The 25,221-nt window shown below is 66.1% G+C and carries 26 protein-coding genes; 9 read left to right on the top strand and 17 right to left on the bottom strand.

Annotated features, from left to right (window positions below; translation table 11 throughout):
* Positions 1-7: 7 nt before the first annotated feature.
* Positions 8-997, bottom strand: coding sequence for a tRNA dihydrouridine synthase (locus IAE24_RS01265; RefSeq protein ID WP_199959934.1), 990 nt, complete (start codon positions 995-997; stop codon positions 8-10).
* 226 nt (positions 998-1,223) lie between these two features.
* Here IAE24_RS01265 and IAE24_RS01270 point away from each other — a divergent pair, with 226 nt between their 5' ends.
* Positions 1,224-1,754, top strand: coding sequence for a hypothetical protein (locus IAE24_RS01270; RefSeq protein ID WP_199959936.1), 531 nt, complete (start codon positions 1,224-1,226; stop codon positions 1,752-1,754).
* A gap of 26 nt (positions 1,755-1,780) precedes the next feature.
* Here the strand turns inward: IAE24_RS01270 and IAE24_RS01275 are convergent, their stop codons facing one another.
* From IAE24_RS01275 to IAE24_RS01300, 6 genes are all read right to left on the bottom strand, one after another.
* Positions 1,781-2,992, bottom strand: a complete 1,212-nt coding sequence (locus IAE24_RS01275; protein WP_197944068.1) for a methyltransferase — start codon at positions 2,990-2,992, stop codon at positions 1,781-1,783.
* A gap of 45 nt (positions 2,993-3,037) precedes the next feature.
* Entirely contained in the window at positions 3,038-3,559 is a 522-nt protein-coding gene (locus IAE24_RS01280; protein WP_012207003.1) for a GNAT family N-acetyltransferase, read from the bottom strand.
* A gap of 257 nt (positions 3,560-3,816) precedes the next feature.
* Positions 3,817-5,313, bottom strand: a complete 1,497-nt coding sequence (locus IAE24_RS01285) for a coniferyl aldehyde dehydrogenase (RefSeq protein ID WP_080736955.1) — start codon at positions 5,311-5,313, stop codon at positions 3,817-3,819.
* Between the two features lie 130 nt (positions 5,314-5,443).
* Positions 5,444-5,797 (bottom strand): hypothetical protein, encoded by a 354-nt coding sequence (locus IAE24_RS01290; protein WP_012207005.1) that lies wholly within the window; start codon positions 5,795-5,797, stop codon positions 5,444-5,446.
* A 30-nt stretch (positions 5,798-5,827) separates the two neighbouring features.
* Positions 5,828-8,440 carry an ATP-dependent chaperone ClpB gene (gene clpB / locus IAE24_RS01295; protein WP_012207006.1) on the bottom strand — a complete coding sequence of 871 codons (2,613 nt, stop codon included), beginning with the start codon at positions 8,438-8,440 and terminating at the stop codon, positions 5,828-5,830.
* A gap of 133 nt (positions 8,441-8,573) precedes the next feature.
* Positions 8,574-9,482 (bottom strand): AraC family transcriptional regulator, encoded by a 909-nt coding sequence (locus IAE24_RS01300; RefSeq protein ID WP_013801038.1) that lies wholly within the window; start codon positions 9,480-9,482, stop codon positions 8,574-8,576.
* 68 nt (positions 9,483-9,550) lie between these two features.
* Here IAE24_RS01300 and IAE24_RS01305 point away from each other — a divergent pair, with 68 nt between their 5' ends.
* The gene (locus IAE24_RS01305; protein ID WP_180318970.1) at positions 9,551-10,477 is read left to right on the top strand and encodes a DMT family transporter; all 927 of its coding nucleotides are present in this window, start codon (positions 9,551-9,553) and stop codon (positions 10,475-10,477) included.
* 12 nt (positions 10,478-10,489) lie between these two features.
* On the opposite strand, the gene IAE24_RS01310 is transcribed toward IAE24_RS01305, so the two are convergent.
* A complete protein-coding gene (locus tag IAE24_RS01310) occupies positions 10,490-10,951 on the bottom strand; it encodes a molybdenum cofactor biosynthesis protein MoaE (RefSeq protein ID WP_099750792.1) in 462 nt (153 codons plus the stop codon).
* A 106-nt stretch (positions 10,952-11,057) separates the two neighbouring features.
* Here IAE24_RS01310 and IAE24_RS01315 point away from each other — a divergent pair, with 106 nt between their 5' ends.
* The 3 genes from IAE24_RS01315 (at position 11,058) to dapA (ending at position 12,885) form a co-directional block, all read left to right on the top strand.
* A complete protein-coding gene (locus IAE24_RS01315) occupies positions 11,058-11,312 on the top strand; it encodes a hypothetical protein (protein WP_012207010.1) in 255 nt (84 codons plus the stop codon).
* 8 nt (positions 11,313-11,320) lie between these two features.
* Complete coding sequence (locus IAE24_RS01320; RefSeq protein WP_043789837.1) at positions 11,321-11,665, top strand: hypothetical protein; 345 nt, start codon at positions 11,321-11,323, stop codon at positions 11,663-11,665.
* Positions 11,666-11,949: 284 nt separating this feature from the next.
* Complete coding sequence (dapA, locus tag IAE24_RS01325) at positions 11,950-12,885, top strand: 4-hydroxy-tetrahydrodipicolinate synthase (RefSeq protein WP_199959938.1); 936 nt, start codon at positions 11,950-11,952, stop codon at positions 12,883-12,885.
* Here the strand turns inward: dapA and IAE24_RS01330 are convergent.
* From IAE24_RS01330 to IAE24_RS01360, 7 genes are all read right to left on the bottom strand, one after another.
* A complete protein-coding gene (locus IAE24_RS01330; RefSeq protein WP_097201556.1) occupies positions 12,831-13,184 on the bottom strand; it encodes a recombinase family protein in 354 nt (117 codons plus the stop codon). The genes dapA and IAE24_RS01330 overlap by 55 nt on opposite strands.
* A gap of 5 nt (positions 13,185-13,189) precedes the next feature.
* A complete protein-coding gene (gene moaD, locus IAE24_RS01335) occupies positions 13,190-13,465 on the bottom strand; it encodes a molybdopterin converting factor subunit 1 (protein ID WP_046985424.1) in 276 nt (91 codons plus the stop codon).
* The gene (locus IAE24_RS01340; protein ID WP_099732982.1) at positions 13,462-14,697 is read right to left on the bottom strand and encodes a molybdopterin molybdotransferase MoeA; all 1,236 of its coding nucleotides are present in this window, start codon (positions 14,695-14,697) and stop codon (positions 13,462-13,464) included. The genes moaD and IAE24_RS01340 overlap by 4 nt, the downstream gene beginning before the upstream one ends.
* Before the next feature lie 9 nt (positions 14,698-14,706).
* Entirely contained in the window at positions 14,707-15,267 is a 561-nt protein-coding gene (mobB, locus tag IAE24_RS01345) for a molybdopterin-guanine dinucleotide biosynthesis protein B (RefSeq protein ID WP_012207016.1), read from the bottom strand.
* A 46-nt stretch (positions 15,268-15,313) separates the two neighbouring features.
* Complete coding sequence (thrC, locus tag IAE24_RS01350; protein WP_065347066.1) at positions 15,314-16,741, bottom strand: threonine synthase; 1,428 nt, start codon at positions 16,739-16,741, stop codon at positions 15,314-15,316.
* A gap of 140 nt (positions 16,742-16,881) precedes the next feature.
* Positions 16,882-18,231, bottom strand: coding sequence for a homoserine dehydrogenase (locus IAE24_RS01355; protein WP_012207018.1), 1,350 nt, complete (start codon positions 18,229-18,231; stop codon positions 16,882-16,884).
* Positions 18,232-18,339: 108 nt separating this feature from the next.
* Entirely contained in the window at positions 18,340-19,575 is a 1,236-nt protein-coding gene (locus tag IAE24_RS01360; RefSeq protein ID WP_013801028.1) for a pyridoxal phosphate-dependent aminotransferase, read from the bottom strand.
* Between the two features lie 170 nt (positions 19,576-19,745).
* Here IAE24_RS01360 and IAE24_RS01365 point away from each other — a divergent pair, with 170 nt between their 5' ends.
* The 4 genes from IAE24_RS01365 to IAE24_RS01380 all read left to right on the top strand — a co-directional run bounded on the left by IAE24_RS01365 (position 19,746) and on the right by IAE24_RS01380 (position 23,128).
* On the top strand, positions 19,746-20,114 hold the full coding sequence (locus IAE24_RS01365) for an Mth938-like domain-containing protein (RefSeq protein ID WP_012207020.1): 369 nt from the start codon (positions 19,746-19,748) through the stop codon (positions 20,112-20,114).
* A gap of 138 nt (positions 20,115-20,252) precedes the next feature.
* Entirely contained in the window at positions 20,253-20,738 is a 486-nt protein-coding gene (locus IAE24_RS01370; protein WP_013801026.1) for a peroxiredoxin, read from the top strand.
* 176 nt (positions 20,739-20,914) lie between these two features.
* Positions 20,915-22,726, top strand: a complete 1,812-nt coding sequence (locus IAE24_RS01375) for a PhoH family protein (protein WP_199959940.1) — start codon at positions 20,915-20,917, stop codon at positions 22,724-22,726.
* A 3-nt stretch (positions 22,727-22,729) separates the two neighbouring features.
* Complete coding sequence (locus tag IAE24_RS01380) at positions 22,730-23,128, top strand: hypothetical protein (protein WP_012207023.1); 399 nt, start codon at positions 22,730-22,732, stop codon at positions 23,126-23,128.
* A 73-nt stretch (positions 23,129-23,201) separates the two neighbouring features.
* Here IAE24_RS01380 and dnaB read toward each other — a convergent pair whose 3' ends face one another.
* Positions 23,202-24,635, bottom strand: coding sequence for a replicative DNA helicase (gene dnaB / locus IAE24_RS01385; RefSeq protein WP_012207024.1), 1,434 nt, complete (start codon positions 24,633-24,635; stop codon positions 23,202-23,204).
* A gap of 132 nt (positions 24,636-24,767) precedes the next feature.
* Positions 24,768-25,220, bottom strand: coding sequence for a 50S ribosomal protein L9 (gene rplI / locus IAE24_RS01390; protein ID WP_013801023.1), 453 nt, complete (start codon positions 25,218-25,220; stop codon positions 24,768-24,770).
* Between the last annotated feature and the right edge of the window lies 1 nt (position 25,221).

Here is a 25,221-nt window from a genome sequence, read left to right on the forward strand (position 1 = left end):
GATCGCGCTAAAGCCCGGCCCACTCCTGGCGCCGCGCCAGCGCTTGTACCCACAGCGTGATCTCGCGCTGGTCAGTCTGCGTGCGCACTTCCTGATAGGCCTGCTCGGCTTCGGGAAAGCGGCGGCGCAGCAGGTTCAGCCATTGCTTGAGGCGACCTGCGCGCTGGCGCGGCTCCAGATCCTCGCAGACCATGTCCCAGAAACGCTGGACCTGCGGCACCAGATCGCTCCAGAACACCTGTGCTTCAACATGCTCTGCTGGCATCTGCCCGCCTTCCACGGCAGCGCGAATGGCCAGCGCCAGGCCTGGGTCGGCAACGATTCCCCGGCCCAGCATCAGATCGCCGCAGCCCGACTGCTCACGGCAGCGCAGCGCATCCTCCACCGTCCAGATCTCGCCATTGGCCACCACGGGCACGGTCACGGACTCGCGGATGCGCGGGATCATGTCCCAGTAGGCAGGCGGACGGTAGCCGTCGAGCTTGGTGCGTGCGTGGACGACGATTTCGCAGGCGCCACCGGCCTGCATGGCCTGGGCGCATTCGGTCATCAGGGTCGTGTCGTTGAAACCCAGGCGCATCTTGGCCGACACAGGCATGGCCGCCGGCACGGCAGCACGCACGGCACCCACCACGCGCGCGATCTGCTCAGGGTCCTGCAGCAGCGCAGCACCGCCGCCATGGCGGTTGACCACCTTGGCGGGGCAGCCGAAGTTCAGATCGATTCCCTCCGGACCCAGGCGCGCCAGATTGGCCGCATTGGCCGCCATGCTGTCCGGGTCCGAGCCCAGCAGCTGCGCACGCACAGGGACACCTGCCAGCGTCCGGCTGCCGTTGTTGAGCTCCGGCATGGTGCGCAGGAACACCTTGTCGGGCAGCACGGTCCCCGTGACGCGGATGAACTCCGAGACACAGCGGTCTGCGCCGCCCGCGCGCGTGAGCACATCGCGCAGCACGAAATCAAGCAAGCCCTCCATGGGCGCCAGCAACAGTCTCATCACCTATGTCGCGAGGCCTGCGCCCCGTCTTCCTGTTACAGATCAAACAATATTTCTGCGACCGGCATCGGCCGCCAGCCCCTGCAAATCAGAGCCCGCCCATGCGATGGCAGGCGATTGTGCGCTTGCCGCAGAACACCGGGGCGGAGCAGTTGTCATGGCTTCTTCACGCCACGGTCATTCATGTAACGTGCAATCGGGGCTTGTCGGACTCCCTGCCCCCACCATGCTGCTGCAAAAAACCGCCAAGGCCCTTGAAGAGCTGCAGCCCGGCCGCCGCAGCCTGCCGCTGCGCGAGCGCTCGGTGCTGCTGATGGCCGACGGCCGCACCGAGGAGCAGTTGCAGCAGGTCCTGGGCGCACAGGCCGGCGAACTGATCGAACAACTGATCGCCAGCGGCCACCTGCAGCGCCTGGCTGGCCAAGCCGCCGCGTCACCGCCCCAGGCCCCCTCCATGGCACCGGCCGCTGCGAAGGAATCCAGCCCGCCCGGCCCCGCCGCCACGCTGAATCTTGCCGGCACACGCATGTACCTGTTCGATATGTGCGAGCGCATGTTCGCCAACCGCCATGAGGACAAGGCCCAGGTGCTGCGCCATCTGCTGCGCGAGGCGCGCGATCTTGAGGCACTGCAGGCCGCCGCCCTGCAGCTGCTGCAGACCGTGCAGGAACATGCGGGCGACGAGCGCGCCGATGCCCTGCGCGAGCGCCTGCGGCATCTGCTGCCCCAGGAGGCAGCGACGGCACAGGGCGCCTAGACGAAACGAAGGGTGGACGCGCGCGATCAGCGCGGCGCCAGGCGCCACAGCGAGGTGAGTTCGGCGGCGCGTGCCGCGTGCAGCGGATCGGTGGAGTCCGCAGCCTTTCCATGGCGCGGGCGGATGTCCTCGCGGCCCAGGACCTGCAGGCCTGCGGCATCGATCCAGCCCAGCAGTTCCTCGCGCGAGCGCAACTGCAGGTGCTCGGCCAGATCCGACAGAATCAGCCAGCCTTCGCCGCCCGGCAGCAGATGTGCAGCAAGGCCCTCGACAAAACCGCGCAGCATGCGGCTGCCTTCGTCATAGACGGCCTGCTCCAGCAAGGAACTGGCCTTGCCCGGCAGCCACGGCGGATTGCAGACCACCAAGGCGGCCCGGCCTTCAGGGAACAGGTCGGCCTTGCGCAGGCTCACGCGCTGCGCCAGACCCAGCCGCTGCAGGTTGTCCTGCGCGCAGGCCAGTGCCCGGTCGCTCAGGTCGGTGGCCACCACCTGCCGCACGCCACGGTGCAGCAAGAGAGCGGAAAGCACACCCGTGCCCGTGCCGATATCCCAGACGGCGGCATCGGCCTGCTGGGCCACGGCGGGCAGGGGCGCCTGCGCCACCAGATCCAGGTACTCGCCGCGCACCGGGGAGAACACGCCGTAGTGCGGGTGAATGCTGAACTCCGGCATGCCCGGTACGGCCAGGGCCACGCCCTTCTTGCGCCACTCATGTGCGCCCAGGGCACCCAGCAGTTCACGCAGGGGAACGATCACGCTTTGAGCACCCTGGTCGGCGGGAATCTCGCCCCAGGCTTCGCGACAGGCTTCGCTCCAGTCCGGTGCGCGGCGCAGGGCACAGTGCCAGCGGGTATCGAGCTCGATCATCACGCTGGACAGGATGCGCGCACGCTGCGCCAGTGCCTGGCGGTGCAGGTGGAAGGCGTGGGGAAAGACCGGCTTGGCGTCTTCCTTGCCGGCGCGGCGATGGCGCGCCTTGGCGGAAGTCTCACGTGCGGGCTTGTCGAGGCGGCGGCCCAGGGCCGACAGCAACTGCCGGGCATTCTGGAAATCGCCGCGCCACAGCATGGCCTGGCCTTCGCAGGCCAGGCGGTAGGCGCTGTCGGCGGCCAGGCTGTCGTCAGCGATGACGATGCGGCGCGGTGCGGTCATGGTGCTGTCCGCGCGCCACAGGGCAACCTGGGTGGCCTCGTGCTCCTGCCACTGCAGCAGGGACCAGTTCTGGGAAGAGGACAAGGCCTGCTGCTCCGTGAGTGATGGGTGGATGGTTTGGCGAATCGATCAGTTCAGTGCGCGCTTGAGCCGCACTTCCTCGATCTTGAGAGCGCCGACCTGGGCCGTCTTGGCGGTGGACATTTCGCGCTTGAAGCCGGCGAGCTCATGGAAGCGCAGCGCGCGTTCATTGCGCAGCGGCACCCACGAGGTGACATTGGTGCAGCCTTCTTCGAGCAGGCCGTCGCGTGCGGCGTCCCACAGGGCCACGCCCACACCCTGATTCCAGTGCGTGGGAGCGGCATAGATGGCCCAAATTTCACCGGTGGTCTGGCGCGACTTTTCATCGCGCGAGCGGTCGAAGCCGACGAAGCCGACGATCTTGTCGCCGTCGATGGCGACCTGAACCTGGGGTTCGCAAAATTCGATGGCTTCGCGCCAATAGGCCTGGCGTTTTTCTACCGACGACATGCTCTTGAGCTGGTCATCGGGAACCAGACCGCGATAAGCCTCCATGGCGGAAGCAGTATGGATCTGGGCAATCGCTTTTGCATCGCGGAGAGTGGCTGGACGAACCTGGATACTAGACATGGAAAAACCGAAACGAAAACAGGTGAAAATAGAAGGGCGTGATTTTCACAGGAATCGCGCTTTTTGCGTGCGTTGCGGCTCTTAGCCATGCACGCAAGTACGGCTGTGCTCGTTTTCTTGCCCTCGGGATTGGGATGTGCTATGTGCTCTCCAAAAAAGAGCAGCTGGCGCACGCGACACAAGGCTTGGCAAGGAATCAGTTGACAATTTCTCACGATGCAGGCAAGCCCGGCAACGGCGAGAAATCACCCCCTCGCTCACAGCCAGCGGCGCATCAACTCCATGATGCGGTCGAACCTTGCGCCATAGGGCGGATACAGCATCGAAGCCCCCGACCAGCGCGACTGCACGAACACCGCCTTCTGATGGCTCAGCCGTGCAAAGCCCTGCTCCGAATGGTAGGCACCCCAGCCGCTGTCGCCCACGCCGCCGAAGGGCAGGTTCTCGTGGGCGAAGTGCAGCAGGGTGTCGTTGACCGTCACCCCGCCGCTGATGGTGCGTGACAGCACGGCATCACGCACTTTCTCATCGCGGCCGAACCAGTACAGCGCCAGCGGCCTGGGCCCCGCATTGATGGCCGAGACCACGTCATCCAGCCTGTCGTAGCTGATCACGGGCAGGATGGGGCCGAAGATCTCCTCCTGCATGAGCTGCATCTGGCTGGTGGCATTGAAGACCAGGGCCGGCGCCATCTGGCGCTCCACGGCATCGCCCCAGGCCATGTCGGCGCTCTCCTGGCCGGCTCCGCCATCCTCCATCCACTCGACATGCGCCCCCATGCCCTGAGCCTGGCGCAGCATCTGCCGCAGGCGCGCCAGGTGGCGCTTGGTGAGGATGGCCGCATAGTCCGGATTGCCGGCAAAGCGCGGGAACAGCCGCCGTGCCGCGGTGCGGAAGGCCTCGGCAAACTCCGCCTCCTGCCCGCGCGGCAGCAGCACGTAGTCGGGGGCGATGCAGGTCTGGCCCGCATTGACGAGCTTGCCATGCGCGATCTTGAGCGCGGCCTCCTTCAGGTCGCAGTCGGTGGAGATGATGCAGGGCGACTTGCCACCGAGCTCCAGCGTCGTCGGCGTCAGGTGCGCCGCCGCCGCCTGCGCCACGCGCCGGCCCACGGCAGTCGAGCCGGTGAACAGCAGATGGTCGAAGTGCAGGCCCGAGAACTGCGTGGCAATGCTCACATCGCCTTCGATGACGGCGAATTCCTCGGGCGCGAAAAACTGCCCCACCAGCGCCGCCAGCTGGGCCGAGGTGTGCGGCGTGAGTTCGCTGGGCTTGAGCATGACGCGGTTGCCCGCCGCCAGGGCCGTGATGGCCGGCCCCAGCGCCAGCTGCACCGGATAGTTCCACGGGGAAATCACCCCCACAACGCCCAGCGGCTGGCGCTCTATCCAGCCCCGGCCGGGCATGAGCATCAGCGGCGTTCGCACCCGCTGGCGCCCCGACCAGCGCGCCAGATGGCGCAGCGTGTGCTTGAGCAGGTTGCGCAGCACGAACAGCTCCACCATCTCGGTCAGCCGTGGCGAGCGCATGCCGAAGTCGGCCTGCACGGCGGCAGCCAGCACGGGGCCGTGCTCGTCCAGCAGCTTTTGCATGCGCAGCAGGCGTTCGCGGCGTACCAGCAGGGGCACGTCCACCTGCGCCCGGCTGGCCTGGTACTGAAGGTCGAAGACGCGGTGGAGATCCAGCTGGGTCATAGGCTCAATGGTAAGAAGACACTTGCATGCGCCGCATTCCAAGGATGCGTCGCGGCACATGTTGGCATGCAGCGGCAGGAAAAAAAAGGGAGCCTTGCACGGGCTCCCGAGGGTTTCAGACTATACGGGCCGCCAGACGCGGCTTGGGCACGAAGATGCGCAGGCCGCGTAAAGGCTGCAGCAAGACGCTTCAGGGCTCGCGCACTTCACGGGGCTGAACGTCGGTCACCTCGCCCGCACCCGGCAGTACGCCGGCACCGGCGCGGCGGCCACCGCCCTCGGCAGCGCCATAGGCGCGCTGCGGACGCTGTGCCATCCACTCGGAGCCGGAGCGGTACACGGTCTGCCAGCCCGCCCGCGGGCTCATGCGCATGGCCCAGGGCATCACCGGCTGGCCGGTGAGCCTGGCCCACAGCGCCCTCACGGCCCAGACCAGGGCCAGCAGCGCCGCGGCGGTCAGCAGGCTGACAAAGAAGACCAGGCCCACAAGCATCAGCAGGATGCGAACGGCCCAGCGGGTCAGGGTGGCGACAAAATCGTTCAAAGCAAAGCCTTTCTTGGCTGGCCCGGTGCGTCAGGCGGGGTCTGCCGCATCGAACCGGAATACGCCCGGCTCCAGTACCGGGTCCACATGTACCGCAATCGTGCTCTTGGGCGGGAAGCGCCCTTCGAGCAGCAGTTTCGACAGCGGATTCTCGATCCGCTGCTGTATCGCGCGCTTGAGCGGCCGGGCCCCGAAAACGGGATCGAAGCCCACCTTGGCCAGTTCGGCCAGTGCCTGGTCGGACACCTGCAGCGCAAGGTCCATTTTCTCCAAACGACGCTCCAGCAGCTTGAGCTGAATCCTTGCGATCGACTCGATATTCTTCGCGTCGAGCGCGTGGAAGACCACGGTTTCGTCGATGCGGTTGAGGAATTCGGGTCGGAAATGGTTCTTGAGTTCCCCCCAGACCGCATCTTTCACATCATCGTAATCCTCGCCGACCATGGCCTGGATCAGCAAAGAGCCTATGTTGCTCGTCATCACGATGACCGTGTTCTTGAAGTCCACGGTGCGGCCCTGGCCATCGGTCAGGCGGCCATCGTCCAGTACCTGCAGCAGCACGTTGAACACGTCGGGATGGGCCTTTTCCACCTCGTCGAGCAGCAGCACGCTGTAGGGCTTGCGGCGCACGGCCTCGGTCAGGTAGCCGCCTTCCTCGTAGCCCACGTAGCCGGGCGGCGCGCCGATCAGGCGGGCCACGGAATGCTTTTCCATGAACTCGCTCATGTCGATGCGCACCAGATGGTCCTCGCTGTCGAACAGGAAGCCGGCCAGCGCCTTGCACAGCTCGGTCTTACCCACGCCCGTGGGGCCCAGGAACAGGAAGGAGCCCGTGGGCCGGTTGGGATCGGACAGGCCCGAGCGCGAGCGGCGAATGGCATTGGCCACGGCCGAGATGGCCTCGTCCTGGCCGACGACGCGGTCATGCAGCCGGTCTTCCATGCGCAGCAGCTTGTCCTTCTCGCCCTGCATCATCTTGGCCACGGGAATGCCCGTGGCACGGCTGACCACTTCGGCAATTTCCTCGGCGCCGACATGGGTGCGCAGCAGCCTGTGGGCGGGCGCGCCGCCCTGCCCCTGCTCGTTGGCCTGGGCTTCGTTGAGCTGCTTTTCCAGCGAGGGCAGCTTGCCGTACTGCAGCTCGGCCACCTTGTTGAAGTCGCCCTTGCGCTTGAGCTCCTCGATCTGGATGCGGATCTGGTCGATCTCCTTGCGGATCTGCTCGGAGCCCTGGGCGCTGGCCTTCTCGCTCTTCCAGACCTCTTCCAGGTCGGCGTACTCGCGCTCCAGGCTGCCGAGTTCCTCCTCGATCAGCTGCAGGCGCTTTTGCGAGGCCTCGTCCTTTTCCTTCTTCATGGCCTCGCGCTCGATCTTGAGCTGGATCATGCGGCGCTCGAGCTTGTCCATGACCTCGGGCTTGGAATCGATCTCGATCTTGATCTTGGCCGCCGCCTCGTCGATCAGGTCGATGGCCTTGTCGGGCAGGAAGCGGTCGGTGATGTAGCGATGGCTCAACTCGGCCGCAGCCACGATGGCCGGGTCGGTGATGTCCACGCCATGGTGGGCCTCGTAGCGCACCTGCAGACCACGCAGGATGGCGATGGTGTCCTCCACGGAAGGCTCTTCGACCAGCACCTTCTGGAAGCGCCGCTCCAGCGCCGCATCCTTTTCGATGTACTTGCGGTATTCATCGAGCGTGGTCGCGCCGATGCAGTGCAGCTCGCCGCGCGCCAGGGCCGGCTTGAGCATGTTGCCCGCGTCCATGGCGCCATCGGCCTTGCCGGCACCGACCATGGTGTGGATCTCGTCGATGAACAGGATGATGCGGCCCTCTTCCTGGGCCACTTCCTTGAGCACGGACTTCAGGCGTTCCTCGAAGTCGCCACGGTATTTGGCGCCGGCCAGCAGGCCCGCCATGTCCAGCGACAGCACGCGCTTGTTCTTGAGGCTTTCGGGCACCTCGCCGGCCACGATGCGCTGGGCCAGGCCCTCGACAATGGCGGTCTTGCCCACGCCAGGCTCGCCGATCAGCACGGGGTTGTTCTTGCTGCGGCGCTGCAGCACCTGGATGGAGCGGCGGATTTCGTCGTCGCGGCCGATCACCGGATCGAGCTTGCCGATGCGCGCGCGCTCGGTCAGGTCCATGGTGTATTTCTTGAGGGCCTCGCGCTGGCCTTCGCCTTCGGCGCTGTCCATGGTCTGGCCGCCGCGCACGGCGTTGATGGCCGACTCCAGGCTGGAGCGCGTCACGCCGCTTTCCTTGAGCAGTTGGCCTGCGCGCGTGGAAGAGCCGCTGCTGTCGGTCAGCGCCAGCAGGAACAGCTCGCTGGCAATGAACTGGTCGCCGCGCTTGAGGGCTTCCTTCTCGGTCGCCTGCAGCAGCCGGCCCAGCTCGGAGCCGACCTGCACCTGGTCCTGGTGCTGCACGCGCGGCAGATCGGCCAGGGCCTTCTCGGCCGCGGCCTGCAGCTGGCCCACGTTGGCGCCGGCGCGCTGCAAGAGCGAGCGCGGACCATCGTCCTGGCGCAGCAGCGCCACGAGCAGGTGCAGGGGTTCGATATTGGATTGGTCACCGCCCAGGGCCAGCGTTTGCGCGTCGGCCAGGGCTTCCTGGAACTTGGTTGTCAGTTTGTCGATTCGCATGGTGTTTCTTTTCGCTCCTGAAACAGGGTCATTGCGATTTATCTGATACCGGCAGGGCAAATTTCAAGCCATGCCCGGCCCGCAAGGACAGACGCTTGCGCCAGATCAAGGCCGGCGAGGCCGGCCATCCTTCTCAAGCATTGCGCTGAAAGATCGAGAACTGCGTAGGCGTAACGCCCAAATGCGCCCGGAAGCTGCGCACCAGGTGGCTGGCGCTGGAAAAGCCGCAATCCAGCGCCAGCTCGGCCAGCGGCGGCACGTTGCGCGCAGACAGGGCACGCCGTGCCCGGGCCAGGCGCTGCTGCAGCACCCATTCGTGCACCGTGCAGCCCATGCTCTGGCGGAACATGCGTGCGAAATGGAATTCGGAGAGGCAGGCCTGTCTCGCCAGTGCCGGCAGCGACACGGCCTTGGAGTCATGCAGATGCGCCTCGACATGGGCCAGCACCCTGCGCCGCATGGCCGCAGAAAGCCCGCCCAGCGGCCGCTGCAGCGCCTGCAGCTGGCGCGGCGTGGCGGACTGCAGCACCAGCCGATCCACCAGTTGCTGACCAATGGCATCGGCCGCCAGTTGCTGCTGCGGGTCCTGCCAGTCCAGCTGCATCAGCGCACGGGCACCAGCGTGGAAGGCCTGATCATCCCCGTAGATCTGCGCACGCAAGGTGCGCGAGCGGGGCTCGGCATCCAGCATGCGGACCACGCGCCCCGCCCAGGCCAGGTCGGACACATACAGGTGCAGGAACTGCACGGGCGAGCGCACCAGCCAGTGCGATTCGTCCTCTGGCGTGAAGATGCAGATGCGCCCCGGCGCCCCCATGGCCTCGGGCCGCGCCTTGAGCTGCGAGCCCTCGCCCCCGGCCAGGTAGACCGACAGCGTGTGGTGACCGGGCTGGCAGTAGCGCACCTCGTCGTCCACATTGGCCCAGACGGCCAGCTCCACCCCTTCGCTCAGGCGCACGCGCCGCTGCAGCCGGGCCTTGGAGCGTGACAGCACCTGGCACAGGTGGCTGGAGGGCAGCTCGGGCAGCGGCGTGGGCGTCATGGCAGCGATTGTGGTCCCGCAGCCATACCGACGCATGGCGCCAGGCCATCAAACCGCAGGAATCTGCCATGCCCGCCCAGCCTGCGGCGCGATCATCACCGGCCATGACTGCCACCCTCTATGCCCTGGTCGTGCTGATCTGGGGTTCGACCTGGATCGCCCTGAAGCTGCAGCTGGGCGCCGTGCCCGTGGAGCTGTCCATTGCCTACCGCTTTGCGCTGGCCGCCGTGCTGATGTTCGCCTGGCTGGCGTGGTCGCGGCAGCTGCGCGTGCCCCGCGGCCCGGCGCTGCCGCGCGTGCTGGCGCAAGGCCTGTGCCTGTTCAGCTTCAACTTCGTGTGCTTCATGCATGCCAGCGAGACGCTGGCCAGCGGCCTGGCCGCCGTGGTGTTCTCCAGCGCCAATCTCTGGAACGCGCTGCTGGCGCGCATCATCCATGGCCGCAGGCTGGCGCCCCATGTGCTGGCCGGCAGCCTCTTCGGCCTTGCAGGCCTGGTGGCGCTGTTCTGGCCCGAGCTGCGCGCAGGCCGGCATGCCAGCCTGCCTGGCCTGGCCTGGGCGGTGCTGGGCACGCTGTGCTTTTCCTGCGGGAACATGCTGTCTGCCTCGCTGCAGTCCATGGGCTGGCGGCCCGCACAGACCAATGCCTGGGGCATGCTGGCCGGCACGCTGCTGCTGACCGGCTATGCGCTGGTGGCAGGCCTGCCCTGGCGCTTCGATGCCAGCTGGACCTATGTGGGCTCCTGGCTGTACCTGGCCATTCCAGGCTCGGTGATTGCGTTCACGGCCTACCTGACCCTGGTGGGCCGGCTGGGCCCGGAGAAGGCGGCCTATGCGACGGTGCTGTTCCCCATTGTTGCGCTCAGCATCTCGGCCCTGTTCGAGGGTTATGTGTGGACGCCGCTGGCCGTTGGCGGGCTGCTGCTGGTGATGTTCGGAAACCTGCTGGTGTTCCGCCCGCCGCAATGGTTGCGGGGCGCCGCGCTCAAGGCCTGAAGGCCCGCCACCTCACTGGCGCCAGCGCGCCAGCGCCTCTTCGTCGCTGACGCGCGCATCCACCCAGCGCGCGCCCTCGGGCGTTTGCTCCTTCTTCCAGAAAGGCGCCAGCGACTTGAGGTAGTCCATGATGTATTCGCAGGCCTGAAAAGCCATGCCCCGGTGCGAGGCGGTGACGGCCACGAGCACGATCTGGTCCAGGGGCTGCAGCAGACCGATGCGGTGGATGACGCGCGCGCCATGGATGCCGAAGCGCTGGACCGCCTCGTCGATGATGGCCTCGATCGATTTCTCGGTCATGCCCGGGTAGTGCTCCAGCTCCATGCTGGCCACGGCGGCGCCCTCGTTGCGGTCACGCACCGTGCCGATGAAGCTGCAGACCGCGCCCACTCGCGCGTCGCCGCCGCGCAGGGCGGCGAGTTCGGCCGATACGTCGAAATCCTCGGTCTGGATGGATACACGGGCTGCTTGCATGCCCGCATTGTCGCAGGGCGGCGGCGCACCAGGGCGCACCAGGGACTGGCGAACGCGGTAGCATTGCCCTCCCCCGCCGCCGGCCTTTTGCTGCAGCGGGCCATGCATGGCCACACTCACGATCACTACCCCCGAATACACGCTCTACCCGTCGCCGCGCAACGAGCAGCGCGTGGTCTACGAGCATCAGCTGTTCGTGTCCCATCCCTACACCATCATCCATCTGCCCGACTACAACTTTCGCGGCAAGGCCACGCTGTTCGCAGCCCACCGCCTGGCCGACGGCAAGATGGGCCAGCTCGTGAGCTGCGAGCTGGCCGAGGACCTTGCACGCTTCGAGCGCCTGTTCGAACCCGATTGAGGCGCGCCATGGACGAGACCAGCCAGATACAGCCGCCGCCGAGCTTTGCCGCCCTGTATGCCGACCGGCACGGCCGGCTCAAGGCATCGATTGCAGACGTGGTCGGACGTTATGAACTGTGCGAGGACCTGGCCAGCCACCTGGTCGAGCAGGCGCAGACGCTCTATCACTCCGGCAATTCCTCGGAGCAAGGCGTGCTGCTGGGCATGCACGCGGGCCTGGCGGCCGAGGGCTCCATCGTCAGCCCTGGCGAGGCGCGCTGGATCGTGCAGCGTCTGGCCGAGCTGCTGGAGTGGCAGGCACCGCTGCTGCCCGATGCATCACCCCCTACCGGCGCCGAAGGCGCAGCCTGAAGGCCACCACCCAGGCGCTCAGGCGCGCTACACTGCGCGCCATGCCTGCAAACTTTGCCTTCCCCACATGCCACGGTGATGCCGTGCGCCTGTGCCTGGGCAAAGCCTGCAAACCCCAGCTCGTCTGACCGGAGCTGAGGTTCCGTCCAGATGAGCGACGGAACCGGCCCGGCAGCCTCCATCTTCCCTTCCCGCATCCCTTCAGGCGCCTGCCTTTCCGCCCTCGGTCTGGCCGGTGGCTGCGTCCGGTCGTTCATTGTTTGAATCACCCGAAGGGATCTTCCATGTCTTTGCCTTCCACCACCTCGCCGCAAGCCCGATTCCAGGGGCTGTGGCTTCCGCTGGTCACGCCCTTTCTTCCTGGAGATGAGGCGGCGGTGGACCACGGGGCGCTGCGCGCCCTGGTGCAGCACTACAACGCCAGCGGCATCGCCGGCTACGTGGCCTGCGGCTCAACCGCCGAGGCCGCCGTGCTGAGCGAAGCGGAGCACGATGCCGCCCTGTCCACCATCCTCTCAGCGGCCCAGGGCATGCCCGTGGTCATGGGAGTTTCCGACTGCCACCTGGGGCATGCGCTGGCCCGCGTTCAGGCACTGAACGCCCTGCCGCTGGCCGGCATTCTGGTGCCCGCGCCGCATTACATACGCCCGTCGCAGGCGGGGCTGCTGCAGTGGTTCACGGCGATTGCCGAGCGCAGCGCCCATCCGGTCATCGTCTACGACATTCCCTACCGCACCGGCGTGGTGCTGGAGCTGGCCACGCTGCGTGCGCTGGCCGCACATGAGCGCATCGTGGCCATCAAGGATTGCGGGGGCGATGCCGCCAAGACCCAGGCACTGATCGCCGATGGGCAACTGCAGGTGCTGGCTGGAGAAGACGCGCAGATCTTTTCCACGCTGGCCCTGGGCGGTGCGGGAGCGATTGCTGCCAGCGCGCACGCGCATACACGGCACTTCGTTGAGTTGATGCAATGCCTGGAGCGTGGCGACCTGCCCGCTGCCCGTGCGCTGTGGCAGCCGCTGCAGCCGCACATCGCCGCCTGCTTTGCCGAGCCCAATCCCGCACCCATCAAGGCCTTGCTGGCGCAGCAGGGCCGAATGCGGGCAACGCTGCGGGCGCCCATGCAGGCTGCATCGGCCGCGCTGGCGCAACGGCTGGCCGGGATTCAGCTGCCGCTGCTGTCGTCTGCAGACGGTATTGCCGAGCGCAGGTCGGCATAGCGGTTCAGGATGCGTTGCACCTGACCGTGCGTCCACTCGCCGCCCCGGGCCGCGGCAATGCCGCGCGCATTGAGTTCGGCGGCCATGGCGCGGTGCGTCAGGCCACGCGCCTGCAGTTCGGCGAACAGCGCCTCATGCTGCTGGGCGAAGGCATCGGCCGTGGATTTGCGCTTTTCCACGGTGGCGCGCAGGTTGTCTGCGCCTGCGCGGCCCAGTTGCACGCCGCGCGCCTTGGCTTCGGACAGGGCCTTGCGCGTGCGTGCGCTGATCGCCTGGTCCACGGGCTTGTCGGTGGTCATTTGGGTCAACCTCCGGTCACGGGAGGGAAGAAAGCCACCTCGTCCCCCTGGCGAATGGCGGCACCGGCATCGCACAGGACCTGGTTCAGCGCCATGCGCACGGCCTTGCCAGGGGCCAGCGCTTCGGCGGCTGCACCGCCACGCGCAATCAGTTCCTCACGCAGCGCGCCCACGGTGGCGGCCTCGGTGGACAGGGCTTCGCTGCCCGTGCCCAGGGCTTCGCGGATGGAGGCGAAATAGCGCACGGTGATGGTGATGGCGATGGGGACGGCCTGGCTCATGACAGCAGCTCCGAAAAGGCGATGAAGCGCACCCGGTCGCCCGGCGCAATGGCCTGGCCCGGCGGGTTGTCCACCACGCCATCGCCCCAGGCCGCCGAGGTCAGCACGCCCGAACTCTGGTTGCGGAACAGCTCCAGCCCGCCGCTGTCGTTGTAGCGCACGCGCAGGAATTCGCGGCGCTTGTCCCCGCGCGGCCAATGGAAGTCGGCGCGCACCTCGACCGAGCGCGGCAGCGCCTGCTGCACGCCCTGCAGGCGCAGCACGAAGGGGCGCACCAGCAGGAGAAAGGTGACAAAGCTGGAGACCGGATTGCCGGGCAGGCCGATGAAGTGGGCAAAGCCTTCGCCCTCGCGGTTCACGCGGCCATAGGCGAAGGGCTTGCCGGGCTTGACGGCGATCTGCCAGAGGTCGAGCTGGCCCAGCGCCTGCACGGCGGGCTTGACATGGTCTTCCTCGCCGACAGACACCCCGCCGCTGGTCAGGATCAGGTCATGCGCGCGGGCCGCCTCGCGCAAAGCATCGACAGTGGCTTCGCGCCGGTCGGGGACGATACCGAAGTCGGTGACCTCGCAGCCCATGCGCTGCAGCAGGGCGCGAAGGAAGAATCGGTTGCTGTTGTAGATGCTGCCGGGCGGCATCTGCTCGGGCGCCACGGTGCCCGGCATGACCAGCTCGTCGCCTGTGGAGAACAGGGCCACGCGCGGCTTGCGTGCCACGCGCAAAGAGGCCAGGCCGATGCTGGCGGCCAGCCCCAGCTCGGCCGGCGACAGGCGCGTGCCGGCCGCGATGACGGTGGCGCCGCGCCGGATGTCTTCGCCCGAGCGGCGTATCCATTGCCCGGCCTCGGGCCGCGCCTTGATGCGCACGCGACCGTCTTCCAGGACTTCGCAGTCTTCCTGCATGACGATGGCATCGGCACCTTCGGGCACCGGGGCGCCCGTGAAGATGCGCGCCACCGTGCCCACGGCCAGCGGCTGGCCCATGGCGCCTGCGGGGATGCGCTGCGAGACGGGCAGCTCGGCATTGCCCTGGGTGCATTCGGCGCTGCGCACGGCGTAGCCGTCCATGGCGCTGTTGTCCTGGGGCGGCACTTGCAGCGGAGAGACGGCATCGGCCAGCAGCACACGGCCATCGGCATCGAAGCTGTCCACGGTGTCATCGCCGGCCAGCGGCAGTGCCTGGGCCAGCAATTCGGCCAGCGCTTCGTCAAGGGGCTTGAGCGGGGCTCGCATGGTGTTTTCCTAATTTCGAGGGAGGCCTGGAGCACGGTAGCTCAGTTGCTGCGCATGCTCCAGCAGCCATTGCAGTATCTGCCCTGGCGCATTGAGATCGAGCACGGGCTGGCGCGGCGGCTCTGGCAGGCGCTGCGGTGCGTCGGTGGCAATGGCCAGCACATGGGGGTCGTGCGGATACAGGGGCGCCTGGGTCTTGCCGGCGCTGGCGCGCTCGGGCTGATCGCGCCAGATCTCTATCTTGGGCAGGTCGGCGTGCTTGAAGCCTTCGACCAGCACCCAATCCACGCGCGGATCGAGTTCGGCCAGCATGTCGTGCACCGACAGCTCCGTGGGACGGGGGAATTCGCGCATCAGCGCCAGACGGCGATCCGAGGCCAGCACCACTTCATAGGCGCCCGCCTTGCGGTGGCGCCAGCTGTCCTTGCCCTCATGATCGACATCGAAATGGTGGTGGGCATGCTTGACCACCGAAACGCTGAGCCCCTGCGCACGCATCAGCGTGATCAGGGGCTCCACCAGGCTGGTCTTGCCCGAGCCCGAGTAGCCGGCGAAGCCGATGACCTTCATCGCCATGCCCTCCTGCTGCGGACCTTTGGGCAGCCCGGCTGCCGCATCAGTCGCAATGCCGGGCGATATAGGCCTTGACCTGCTCGGCGTCGGCCGGCAAGTCGGTCACGCGCTTGGGCAGGTCCTCGATGCCTTCGAACTTGGCCGGGCGATCGGGCAGGCGGCCCAGGGCCTCCTCGATGGTGGCGGCGAACTTGATGGGCAGTGCCGTCTCCAGCACGATCATGGGCACGCCGGCCTGCAGCTGCTCGCGCGCCACCTTGACGCCGTCGGCCGTGTGCGTGTCGATCATGGTGCCGAAGCGCTCGAAGGTATCGCGGATGGTGGCCAGGCGGTCGGCATGCGTGCTCTTGCCGCTGACGAAGCCGTAGCGGGCAGCAGCTTCCTGGAACAGCGGGTTGCCGCCCAGGTCGAAGCGGCCCTGGCGTGCCACGCCCTCGGCGAACAATTCGCGCGTGGCCTGGCCATCGCGGCCCAGCAGGTCGAACACGAAGCGTTCGAAGTTGCTGGCCTTGGAGATGTCCATCGAGGGGCTTGATGTCTCGTAGGTATGTTCGCTGCCGCGCACCACGTAGGCGCCCGTGCGGAAGAACTCGTCGAGCACATCGTTCTCGTTGGTCGCCACCACCAGGCGCGCTATCGGCAGGCCCATCTGGCGCGCCACGTGGCCGGCGCAGATGTTGCCGAAGTTGCCGCTGGGCACCGTGAAGCTGACCTTCTGGTCATTGCTCTGCGTGGCCTGCAGGTAGCCGGCGAAGTAGTAGACGACCTGGGCCAGCAGGCGGGCCCAGTTGATCGAGTTGACCGTGCCGATCTTGTACTTCGCCTTGAAGGCGTGGTCGTTGGAGACGGCCTTGACGATGTCCTGGCAGTCGTCGAACACGCCCTCGATGGCGATGTTGTGGATGTTGGCATCCTGCAGGCTGAACATCTGGGCCTGCTGGAAGGGGCTCATGCGGCCGCGCGGGCTGGTCATGAACACGCGCACGCCCTTTTTGCCGCGCATGGCGTACTCGGCCGCGCTGCCGGTGTCACCACTGGTGGCCCCCAGGATGTTCAGTTCCTCGCCACGGCGGCCCAGTTCGTACTCGAACAGGTTGCCGAGCAGCTGCATGGCCATGTCCTTGAAGGCCAGCGTGGGGCCGTTGGACAGGGCTTCGAGCCACAGGCCGTCTTCCAGCGGGCGCAGCGGCGTGATCTCGGCCGTGCCGAACACCTGCTGCGTATAGGTCTTGGCGCACAGGGCACGCAGATCCTCGGCCGGGATGTCGTCGATGTACAGACTCAGGATCTCGAAGGCCAGGGCCGCGTAGCCCTGCTCCTTGTAGATGCTGCGCAGCTCGCCCAGGCGGGCGGCATCGATCTGCGGATAGTGCTCGGGCAGGTACAGCCCGCCATCGGGCGCCAGGCCCTCGAGCAGGATGTCGCAAAAGCGCTTGCGGTCCGCGTGGCCGCGCGTGGAAAGATAAAGCATGTCGCTTCCTCGTCAGTATTCTGTGAGACGGGGCGCGGCCGATGCCAGGGATGCCGAGCAAGGGCCGCCCCGCAGCGAGGGCGTCGTCCCCCTCCCGCGTGCGAGAGAGGGGGAAGCGGCGCAGCCGCTCAGGGGGTGTCTTAGTTCAACTCTTCCTTGCGGATGCGGTTGATAGGGGCCAGCACCGTGGGCAGTTGCTGGATCTGGGCCAGGGCCGTGTCCATATCGCCTTCGCGCGTGGCATGGGTCAGGATGATCAGGTCGGTCTGCGGCACGCCCTGGCTGCCTTCGCTGTCGCCGCTCACTTCGCCGGCCTCTCGCTGCAGCAGGGCGTCGATGCTGATGCCCATGCCCGCGAGGATGCTGGTGATCTTGGCCAGCACACCGGCTTCGTCGGCCACGCGGATGCGCAGGTAGTAGCTGGTGACCACCTCGCTCATGGGCAGCACGGGCAGCTCGCCACCTGCGGCGACCAGCGTGTTCGACTGGAAGGCCAGCGGGGGCACGCGGTGCTCGGGGTCGGCCGTGTGCAGGCGGGCGATGTCCACCAGATCGGCGATCACGGCGCTGGCCGTGGGCTCGGAGCCCGCACCCTTGCCGTAGTACAGCGTGGTGCCCACGGCATCGCCATGGACGACAACGGCGTTCATCGCGCCTTCCACGTTGGCGATCAGGCGCTTGGTCGGCACCAGGCTGGGGTGCACGCGCAGCTCGATGCCCTTGTCCGTGCGCTTGGTGATGCCCAGCAGCTTGATGCGGTAGCCCAGTTGCTCGGCGTACTTGATGTCGGCCGCAGACAGCTTGGTGATGCCTTCCACATGCGCCTTGTCGAACTGCACGGGAATGCCGAAGGCGATGGCGCTCATCAGCGTGACCTTGTGGGCGGCGTCCACGCCTTCGATGTCGAAGGTCGGATCGGCTTCGGCATAGCCCAGGCGCTGGGCTTCCTTGAGCACCACGTCGAAGTCCAGGCCCTTGTCGCGCATTTCGGACAGGATGAAGTTGGTCGTGCCGTTGATGATGCCGGCCACCCACTGGATCTGGTTGGCCGTCAGGCCTTCGCGCAGCGCCTTGATGATGGGGATGCCACCAGCCACGGCCGCTTCGTAGGCCACCATCACGCCCTTCTCGGCGGCGGCCTTGAAGATTTCGCTGCCATGCACGGCCAGCAGGGCCTTGTTGGCCGTGACCACATGCTTGCCGGCGGCAATGGCTTCCAGCACCAGGGCCTTGGCAATGCCGTAGCCGCCGATCAGCTCGATCACCACGTCGATCTCGGGGTTGGCGATGATCTCGCGCGCATCGCCGACCACCTTGGCCGTGTCGCCCACGACGGAGCGGGCGCGTTCCGTATCCAGGTCGGCCACCATGGCAATCTCAATACCGCGGCCCGCACGGCGGCGGATCTCTTCCTGATTGCGCTGCAGCACGTTGAAGGTGCCGCTGCCCACGGTGCCAATGCCCAGAAGGCCTACTTGGATCGGTTTCATAAACTACTTGCCAGTCAAAAAACGCTGCGGCGCCCAGAGGGTGCGCGCCGGCAGCCGGTAAAAAGCAATGGCCGGCGGAAGGCCCTCTCCTCCACCGGCCCGCACAGCTCAGCCGCGGTCCGTGCCGTGGCGCTTGCGGTATTTCTCGAGGAACACTGCGAGACGGCGGATGGCCTCGCGCAGGTCGGTGTCGTGCGGCAGGAAGACGATGCGGAAATGGTCGGGGTGCGGCCAGTTGAAGCCTGTTCCCTGCACCAGCATGACCTTGGTCTCTTGCAGCACTTCCAGGAAGAACGCCTGGTCATCCTTGATCGGGTAGATCTCGGGGTCCAGGCGCGGGAACATGTACAGCGCGGCTTGCGGCTTGACGCAGCTCACGCCGGGGATTTCGGTGATCAGCTTGTGGGCCAGATCGCGCTGAACGCGCAGCCGGCCGCCCTCCTGCACCAGCTCGTCGATGCTCTGGTGGCCGCCCAGCGCCGTCTGCACGGCCCATTGGCCGGGCACATTGGCGCACAGGCGCATGTTGGAGAGCATGTTCAGGCCCTCGATATAGTCCCGGGCCGCCTTCTTGTCGCCCGAGACCACCATCCAGCCGGCGCGGTAGCCGCAGCTGCGATAGGCCTTGGACAGCGAGTTGAAGGTCAGCGTCAGCACATCGGTGGACAGGCTGGCGAGCGGCGTGTGCACCACGTCGTCGTACAGCACCTTGTCATAGACCTCGTCGGCAAAGATCACCAGGCCATGCTCGCGGGCCAGCGCCACGATGCTTTGCAGCAGCTGCTTGCTGTACAGGGCGCCCGTCGGGTTGTTGGGATTGATGACGACGATGCCCTTGGTGCGCGGCGTGATCTTGGCGCGGATGTCGTCCAGGTCGGGCATCCAGCCGTTGGACTCGTCACACATATAGTGCACGGGCGTGCCGCCCGACAGGCTGGTGACGGCGGTCCACAGCGGATAGTCGGGCGCCGGCAGCAGCATCTCGTCGCCGTCGTCCAGCAGCGCGTTCGTGGCCAGGCTGATCAGCTCGGATGCACCATTGCCCAGGTAGATATCGTCCAACGTCACGCCCAGGATGCCCTGGCGCTGGGTCTCATGCATCACGGCCTTGCGCGCCGCGAAGATGCCCTTGCTGTCCGAGTAGCCTGCCGAATTGGGCAGGTTGCGGATCATGTCCTGCTGCACTTCCTCGGGGGCATCGAAGCCGAACACGGCCAGGTTGCCGATATTGAGCTTGATGATCTTCTGGCCGTCCTCTTCCATCTTCTTCGCCGCGTCCATGATGGGCCCGCGGATGTCATAACAGACGTTGGCTAGTTTTGCGGATTTGAGAACGGTTTTCATGCTGAGAATATGAAAGTGGCCGGCGCGGGCTTGCGGCCTTCATGCACGCCAAAGTGCCCCATGCACCCTGGTGAAACCTATAATTTGACCACAGTTCCGCAATGCAGCATCGCCCTGGCCCCGGCCATGTGGCGGCCACCCCCTTCGCGCAGACCGCGCCACCCTCATCCATGAAATTCCACGCCGACAAATCCGAAGCACAGAGCATCACGGGCTATGGCCCCGGCTGGGTCGCCGTGGACAGGGAAAAATTCGAGCACAGCCTGCTGGTAGGCGCCAAGGGCCTGCGCCAGGCCTGGGACTGCGTCCGCTTCGAGGACCTGACGCCCGAGCATTTCGAGGCGCTGTCCCAACTGGATGCCGAGGTCATCATCCTGGGCAGCGGCCAGCGCAACCGCTTCCCGCCGGCGGCCTGGCTGCGCCCCCTCATGGCCCGGCGCATAGGCCTGGAAAGCATGGACACGCAGGCCGCGTGTCGCACCTACAACATCCTTGCCAGCGAAGGCCGTAACGTCGTCGCGGCCCTACTCTTGGAGTAGACTCCTGCCCCCCTGATTGGGTGAAATCCCGTTTTCAGGGTAAAATTGCAGGTTGCGGTTGGGGGCATTTCCGATAAAAGCAAAAACACAAACACGGCCCTCGGCATTTCAACGACTACACCCGAGAGATATAAGCGCATGGCGATCGTTGTCAACAAACCCCTTCCCGAATTTGAAGCCAACGCTACCGGCGGGATCAAGGTGACCAACACCTCCCACACGGGCCAGATTCTGATCCTGTATTTCTACCCAAAGGACAATACGCCTGGCTGCACCACTGAAGCCATGCAGTTCCGCGACAAGTACAAGGACTTCGTGAAAGCTGGTGCCACCGTGTTTGGCGTCTCGCGCGACAACATGAAGTCGCACGACGACTTCAAGGAAAAGCTGGAACTGCCGTTCGAGCTCATCGCCGATACGGAAGAGAAGATGTGCCACATGTTCGGCGTGGTCAAGAACAAGATCATGTACGGCAAGAAGGTGAAGGGCATCGAGCGTTCCACCTTCCTGGTGGGCACCGATGGCCTGCTGGTGCAGGAATGGCGCGGCCTGAAGGTCCCCGGCCACGTTGACGAGGTGCTCAAGGCTGTCAAGACCCTGAAGGCACTGAAGCAGGCCGCCTGATAGCGACAATCTGACAGGCGACAAAGCGCCGGCCGACATATTCAGGCCATCAGCCTATGCATAATGGGACGATGCCTCTTAGCAAAGACGCTTTTCCCTGTCACCCCACCAAAGCCGCCTCGGTTTCCAGGCGGCTTTGTGCTTTTTGATCCCTGTTGAGGAACGGTTCGTCCACTATGCCCCTGCCCCCCGCACCCGGCCGCCGTGCCGCCAAGCTCTCCCCCGAAGCCTTTCTTCCCGTGCGCGGTGCCCAGCACGCAGACCCCCTGCCCGCTGACGATCTTCCCGATGCAGCCGAGGCCGTAGCTGCCGCCGCGACGCGCAAGCGCAAGCCGGCCCCGGCCGCCGCCTCCAACAACACCGCCACAGCCGCAAAGCCCGCACCGGCGCGCGGCCGCAATACCAAGCCCGCAGCACCGGCACCGGCTCCTGCGCCCGCGACTGCAGCCCCGGCCAATCGGCAGCGCCGCGCAACCGACAACTCCAACGCAACGGCAGCGCCGTCCAGCGCCCGCTCGGCCAAAAGGTCCTCCACAGAAGCCAAGCCGGCAGCATTGCTGGCAGCGCCGGTTCGCCCGCGCCGCACGCGCACAGGGCCAAAGACGCTGTTTGTACTCGACACCAACGTGCTGCTGCACGACCCGACAAGCCTGTTCCGCTTCGAGGAACACGACATCTTCCTGCCCATGGTGGTGCTGGAAGAACTCGACGGCCACAAGAAGGGCATGACCGAAGTGGCGCGCAACGGCCGCCAGGTCAGCCGCACGCTGGATTCGCTGGTCGCCTCCCAGCCCTCCGAAACGCTGGACAAGGGCCTGCCGCTGAATGCCACGGGCCAGCGCAGCGCCACGGGCATGCTGTATTTCCAGACGGAACCGCTGGAGACCTCGCTGCCCGACAGCCTGCCCCAGGGCAAGGCGGACAACCAGATCCTGGGCGTGGTCGCCGCGCTGCGCAAGAAGTTCAGCGAGCGCGAAGTCGTGCTGGTGTCCAAGGACATCAACATGCGCGTCAAGGCACGCGCGCTGGGCCTAGCGGCCGAGGACTACCAGAACGACAAGGTACTGGACGACGGCGACCTGCTGTACGCAGGCGCCCTGGCCCTGCCCCAGGACTTCTGGGCCAAGGCGGGCAAGAACGTCGAAAGCTGGCAGGAAGGCGCCATCACCTACTACCGCATCAGCGGCGCCATCGTCGACCAGCTGATGATCAACCAGTTCGTCTACCACGAGGCTCCTGGCGAGCCCAGCCTGTTCATGCGCGTGACCGAGATCCGCGACAAGACGGCCGTGCTCAAGACGCTCAAGGACTTCGGCAATCCCAAGTACGCCGTCTGGGGCGTCACGGCACGCAACCGCGAACAGAACTTCGCGATGAACCTGCTGATGAACCCGGACATCGATCTGGTCACGCTGACCGGCACGGCCGGCACCGGCAAGACCCTGCTGGCCCTGGCTGCCGGACTGTCCCAGGTGCTGGACGACCGCCGCTACACCGAGATCATCATGACGCGCGCCACGGTGAGCGTGGGCGAGGACATCGGCTTCCTGCCCGGTACCGAGGAAGAGAAGATGGGTCCCTGGATGGGCGCACTCGACGACAACCTCGAATTCCTGGCCAAGGGCGATGGCGGCAATGCCGGCGAATGGGGCCGCGCGGCCACCAATGAACTGATCCGCAGCCGCATCAAGATCAAGAGCATGAACTTCATGCGCGGCCGCACCTTCCTGAACAAGTACGTCATCATCGACGAGGCCCAGAACCTGACGCCCAAGCAGATGAAGACCCTGATCACGCGCGCCGGCCCCGGCACCAAGATCATCTGCATGGGCAATCTGGCGCAGATCGATACACCCTACCTGACCGAAGGCTCCTCGGGTCTGACCTACGCCGTGGACCGCTTCAAGGGCTGGCCGCACAGCGGCCACATCACGCTGGCGCGCGGCGAGCGTTCGCGCCTGGCAGACTTCGCCAGCGAGGTGCTCTAAGCCATGGCGATCAGCTGGATCACCGCGTTGAAGCTGGTGCCCTGGGGCGATGTCATCGAGGCCACGCCCCAGGTCGTCAAGGCCGCCAAGAACCTGCTGCGCAAGAAGGACGCTGCGCAGGAGCTCGATGCACAGCAGCCTGCGGCCGTCGAGCCGCTGGCACCGCCGCGCTCGGCTGGCGAACAGGCGCTGCAGCTGATCCAGGCCCAGGACGCACGCATCGTGCAACTGGAACAATCCCAGCGCCAGTCGCTGGAGTTGATCGAAAAGCTGGCGGAGCAGAACGCCCAGATCGTGGCCACCGTGGGCGCGCTGCGCACGGGCGCCCAGCGGCTGGCCTGGGCATGCGCCATCCTTGGCGTCTGCGTGGCGGGCCTGCTGATCCAGGTCTGGCGCATGTAGATCGCCAACCACCCAAAGCAAACGGCCCCTCGGGGCCGTTTTTCATTGCGGGCACAAAGCCGGGGTATTCCGGTCAGTACTCGTCGCCGCCACCGTAGCCCACAGCCAGGTTCTCGAAGCGCGTCTGGTTCTTCTGGAAGAACACCTTCACCGTCCCCGTGGGACCGTTACGCTGCTTGCCGATGATGACTTCGGCAATGTTCGGCTCCTTGCTGTCCTTGTTGTAGTAGTCATCACGGTAGATGAACATGATGATGTCGGCATCCTGCTCGATGGCGCCCGATTCGCGCAGGTCGGACATCATGGGACGCTTGTCGGTGCGCTGCTCCACCGAGCGGTTGAGCTGGGACAGGGCAATCACCGGGCACTGCAGTTCCTTGGCCAGCATTTTCAGGCCCCGCGAAATCTCGCCCAGCTCGGTCGCACGGTTGTCGGAACTGGCAGCCGAGCCCGAGCCGCTCATCAGCTGCAAATAGTCCACCACGATCAGGCCCAGCTTGCCGCAGGTGCGCGCCAGGCGCCGCGCATTGGCGCGCAGCTCCGTGGGGGACAGGCCCGGCGTCTCGTCGATGTGCAGGGATACCGTGCGCAGCCGCTCGATTGCTTCCGTCAGGCGCGGCCACTCGTCGTCGTTGAGCTTGCCCGTGCGCAGATTGCCCTGGTTGACGCGGCCGATGGAGCCGACGATACGAACCGCCAGCTGGGCCGCGCCCATTTCCATCGAGAAAATGGCGACCGGCAGGCCCTCGTTGAGCGCCACATGCTCGGCGATATTCACCGCAAACGAGGTCTTGCCCATCGAGGGACGGGCAGCCAGCACCACCAGGTCACCGGCCTGCAAGCCGCTGGTCATGCGGTCCAGATCGACGAAACCCGTGGGCACGCCGGTCACGTCCATGGGGTTGTCGGCCATCTCCTGAACACGGTCCAGCAAGTCCACCACCAGCGTGTCGAGCGACTGAAAGCCCTGCTTGTTGCGCGCACCCTCCTCGCCGATGGCCAGGATCTTCTGCTCGGCCTCGTCCAGAATGCGATCGACCGTCTTGCCCTGCGGATTGAAGGCATTGGTGGCGATGTCGTCGCTGGCGGTCACCAGTTTGCGCAGGATGGAGCGCTCCCGCACGATCTCCGCATAGCGCCGGATGTTGGTGGCGCTGGGCACGTACTGCGCCAGCTGGTTCAGGTACAGCAGGCCGCCGATTTCCTCGGCCTTGCCCATGCTCTGCAAATGCTCGTAGACCGTGATCACATCGGCCGGCTTGCTGCCGTTGATCAGCTTGCCGATCGCCTCGTAGATCAGCTTGTGCTCATGGCGGTAGAAATCACCATCCACCAGCAGATCGCCAACACGCTCCCAAGCGTTGTTGTCCAGCAGCAGCCCCCCTAGAACGCTGGACTCGGACTCCATCGAATGCGGCGGCACGCGCAACTGGGCCACCTGCTGGTCGCCAGCAGGCAGCGGTGCGAACGCATCATCGAGATCGAGCGGGGGCATTACGGACGACATGGAATTCCTGGAGATGAGCCCGCCATCGTAGCGGCTGGCAAAAGGCCGCGCCACCCGGCGTCATCACCCTGGCACGGCAAAGCAAAAAGCCGCCCTAAGGCGGCTTTTTGGTGATACGGGACAAGCCCCGGATCAGGAGTGGTCGCCGTAGACCGACACCGTCACTTCGACGCTGACGTCGGTGTGCAGTGCCACGACCACGGTGGCGTCGCCCACGGTCTTGATGGGACCGTTGACCAGGCGAACTTGCGACTTGGCGACGGCAAAGCCGGCCTTGGTCAGTTCTTCGGCGATGTCGGCGTTGGTCACCGAGCCGAACAGGCGGCCGTCAACGCCAGCCTTCTGGGTCAGCTTGACGTTTGCGCCGTTGAGCTTTTCGCCCAGTTGCTGAGCAGCAGCCAGCTTTTCAGCCGCTTGCTTTTCCAGTTCGACGCGCTTGGCTTCGAACTCGGCCTTGGCGGAAGCCGTGGCACGACGGGCAGCGCCCGTGGGGATCAGGAAGTTGCGGGCGTAGCCGTCTTTGACCTTGACGATGTCGCCGAGGCCACCGAGGTTCACAACCTTGTCGAGCAGAATGACTTGCATG

Origin of the sequence: Delftia sp. S65, from assembly GCF_016516495.1 — a bacterium.
GTDB lineage: Bacteria > Pseudomonadota > Gammaproteobacteria > Burkholderiales > Burkholderiaceae_C > Comamonas > Comamonas acidovorans.

Excerpts from the sequence above, each read along its gene's own strand:
- IAE24_RS01265 (WP_199959934.1), bottom strand. The coding sequence starts at position 997 with ATGAGACTGTTGCTGGCGCCCATGGAGGGCTTGCTTGATTTCGTGCTG.
- IAE24_RS01270 (WP_199959936.1), top strand. The coding sequence starts at position 1,224 with ATGCTGCTGCAAAAAACCGCCAAGGCCCTTGAAGAGCTGCAGCCCGGC.
- IAE24_RS01280 (WP_012207003.1), bottom strand. The coding sequence starts at position 3,559 with ATGTCTAGTATCCAGGTTCGTCCAGCCACTCTCCGCGATGCAAAAGCG.
- IAE24_RS01285 (WP_080736955.1), bottom strand. The coding sequence starts at position 5,313 with ATGTGCCGCGACGCATCCTTGGAATGCGGCGCATGCAAGTGTCTTCTT.
- clpB (WP_012207006.1), bottom strand. The coding sequence starts at position 8,440 with ATGCGAATCGACAAACTGACAACCAAGTTCCAGGAAGCCCTGGCCGAC.
- IAE24_RS01300 (WP_013801038.1), bottom strand. The coding sequence starts at position 9,482 with ATGACGCCCACGCCGCTGCCCGAGCTGCCCTCCAGCCACCTGTGCCAG.
- IAE24_RS01305 (WP_180318970.1), top strand. The coding sequence starts at position 9,551 with ATGCCCGCCCAGCCTGCGGCGCGATCATCACCGGCCATGACTGCCACC.
- IAE24_RS01310 (WP_099750792.1), bottom strand. The coding sequence starts at position 10,951 with ATGCAAGCAGCCCGTGTATCCATCCAGACCGAGGATTTCGACGTATCG.
- IAE24_RS01315 (WP_012207010.1), top strand. The coding sequence starts at position 11,058 with ATGGCCACACTCACGATCACTACCCCCGAATACACGCTCTACCCGTCG.
- IAE24_RS01320 (WP_043789837.1), top strand. The coding sequence starts at position 11,321 with ATGGACGAGACCAGCCAGATACAGCCGCCGCCGAGCTTTGCCGCCCTG.
- dapA (WP_199959938.1), top strand. The coding sequence starts at position 11,950 with ATGTCTTTGCCTTCCACCACCTCGCCGCAAGCCCGATTCCAGGGGCTG.
- IAE24_RS01330 (WP_097201556.1), bottom strand. The coding sequence starts at position 13,184 with ATGACCACCGACAAGCCCGTGGACCAGGCGATCAGCGCACGCACGCGC.
- moaD (WP_046985424.1), bottom strand. The coding sequence starts at position 13,465 with ATGAGCCAGGCCGTCCCCATCGCCATCACCATCACCGTGCGCTATTTC.
- IAE24_RS01340 (WP_099732982.1), bottom strand. The coding sequence starts at position 14,697 with ATGCGAGCCCCGCTCAAGCCCCTTGACGAAGCGCTGGCCGAATTGCTG.
- mobB (WP_012207016.1), bottom strand. The coding sequence starts at position 15,267 with ATGAAGGTCATCGGCTTCGCCGGCTACTCGGGCTCGGGCAAGACCAGC.
- thrC (WP_065347066.1), bottom strand. The coding sequence starts at position 16,741 with ATGCTTTATCTTTCCACGCGCGGCCACGCGGACCGCAAGCGCTTTTGC.
- IAE24_RS01355 (WP_012207018.1), bottom strand. The coding sequence starts at position 18,231 with ATGAAACCGATCCAAGTAGGCCTTCTGGGCATTGGCACCGTGGGCAGC.
- IAE24_RS01360 (WP_013801028.1), bottom strand. The coding sequence starts at position 19,575 with ATGAAAACCGTTCTCAAATCCGCAAAACTAGCCAACGTCTGTTATGAC.
- IAE24_RS01365 (WP_012207020.1), top strand. The coding sequence starts at position 19,746 with ATGAAATTCCACGCCGACAAATCCGAAGCACAGAGCATCACGGGCTAT.
- IAE24_RS01370 (WP_013801026.1), top strand. The coding sequence starts at position 20,253 with ATGGCGATCGTTGTCAACAAACCCCTTCCCGAATTTGAAGCCAACGCT.
- IAE24_RS01375 (WP_199959940.1), top strand. The coding sequence starts at position 20,915 with ATGCCCCTGCCCCCCGCACCCGGCCGCCGTGCCGCCAAGCTCTCCCCC.
- IAE24_RS01380 (WP_012207023.1), top strand. The coding sequence starts at position 22,730 with ATGGCGATCAGCTGGATCACCGCGTTGAAGCTGGTGCCCTGGGGCGAT.
- dnaB (WP_012207024.1), bottom strand. The coding sequence starts at position 24,635 with ATGTCGTCCGTAATGCCCCCGCTCGATCTCGATGATGCGTTCGCACCG.
- rplI (WP_013801023.1), bottom strand. The coding sequence starts at position 25,220 with ATGCAAGTCATTCTGCTCGACAAGGTTGTGAACCTCGGTGGCCTCGGC.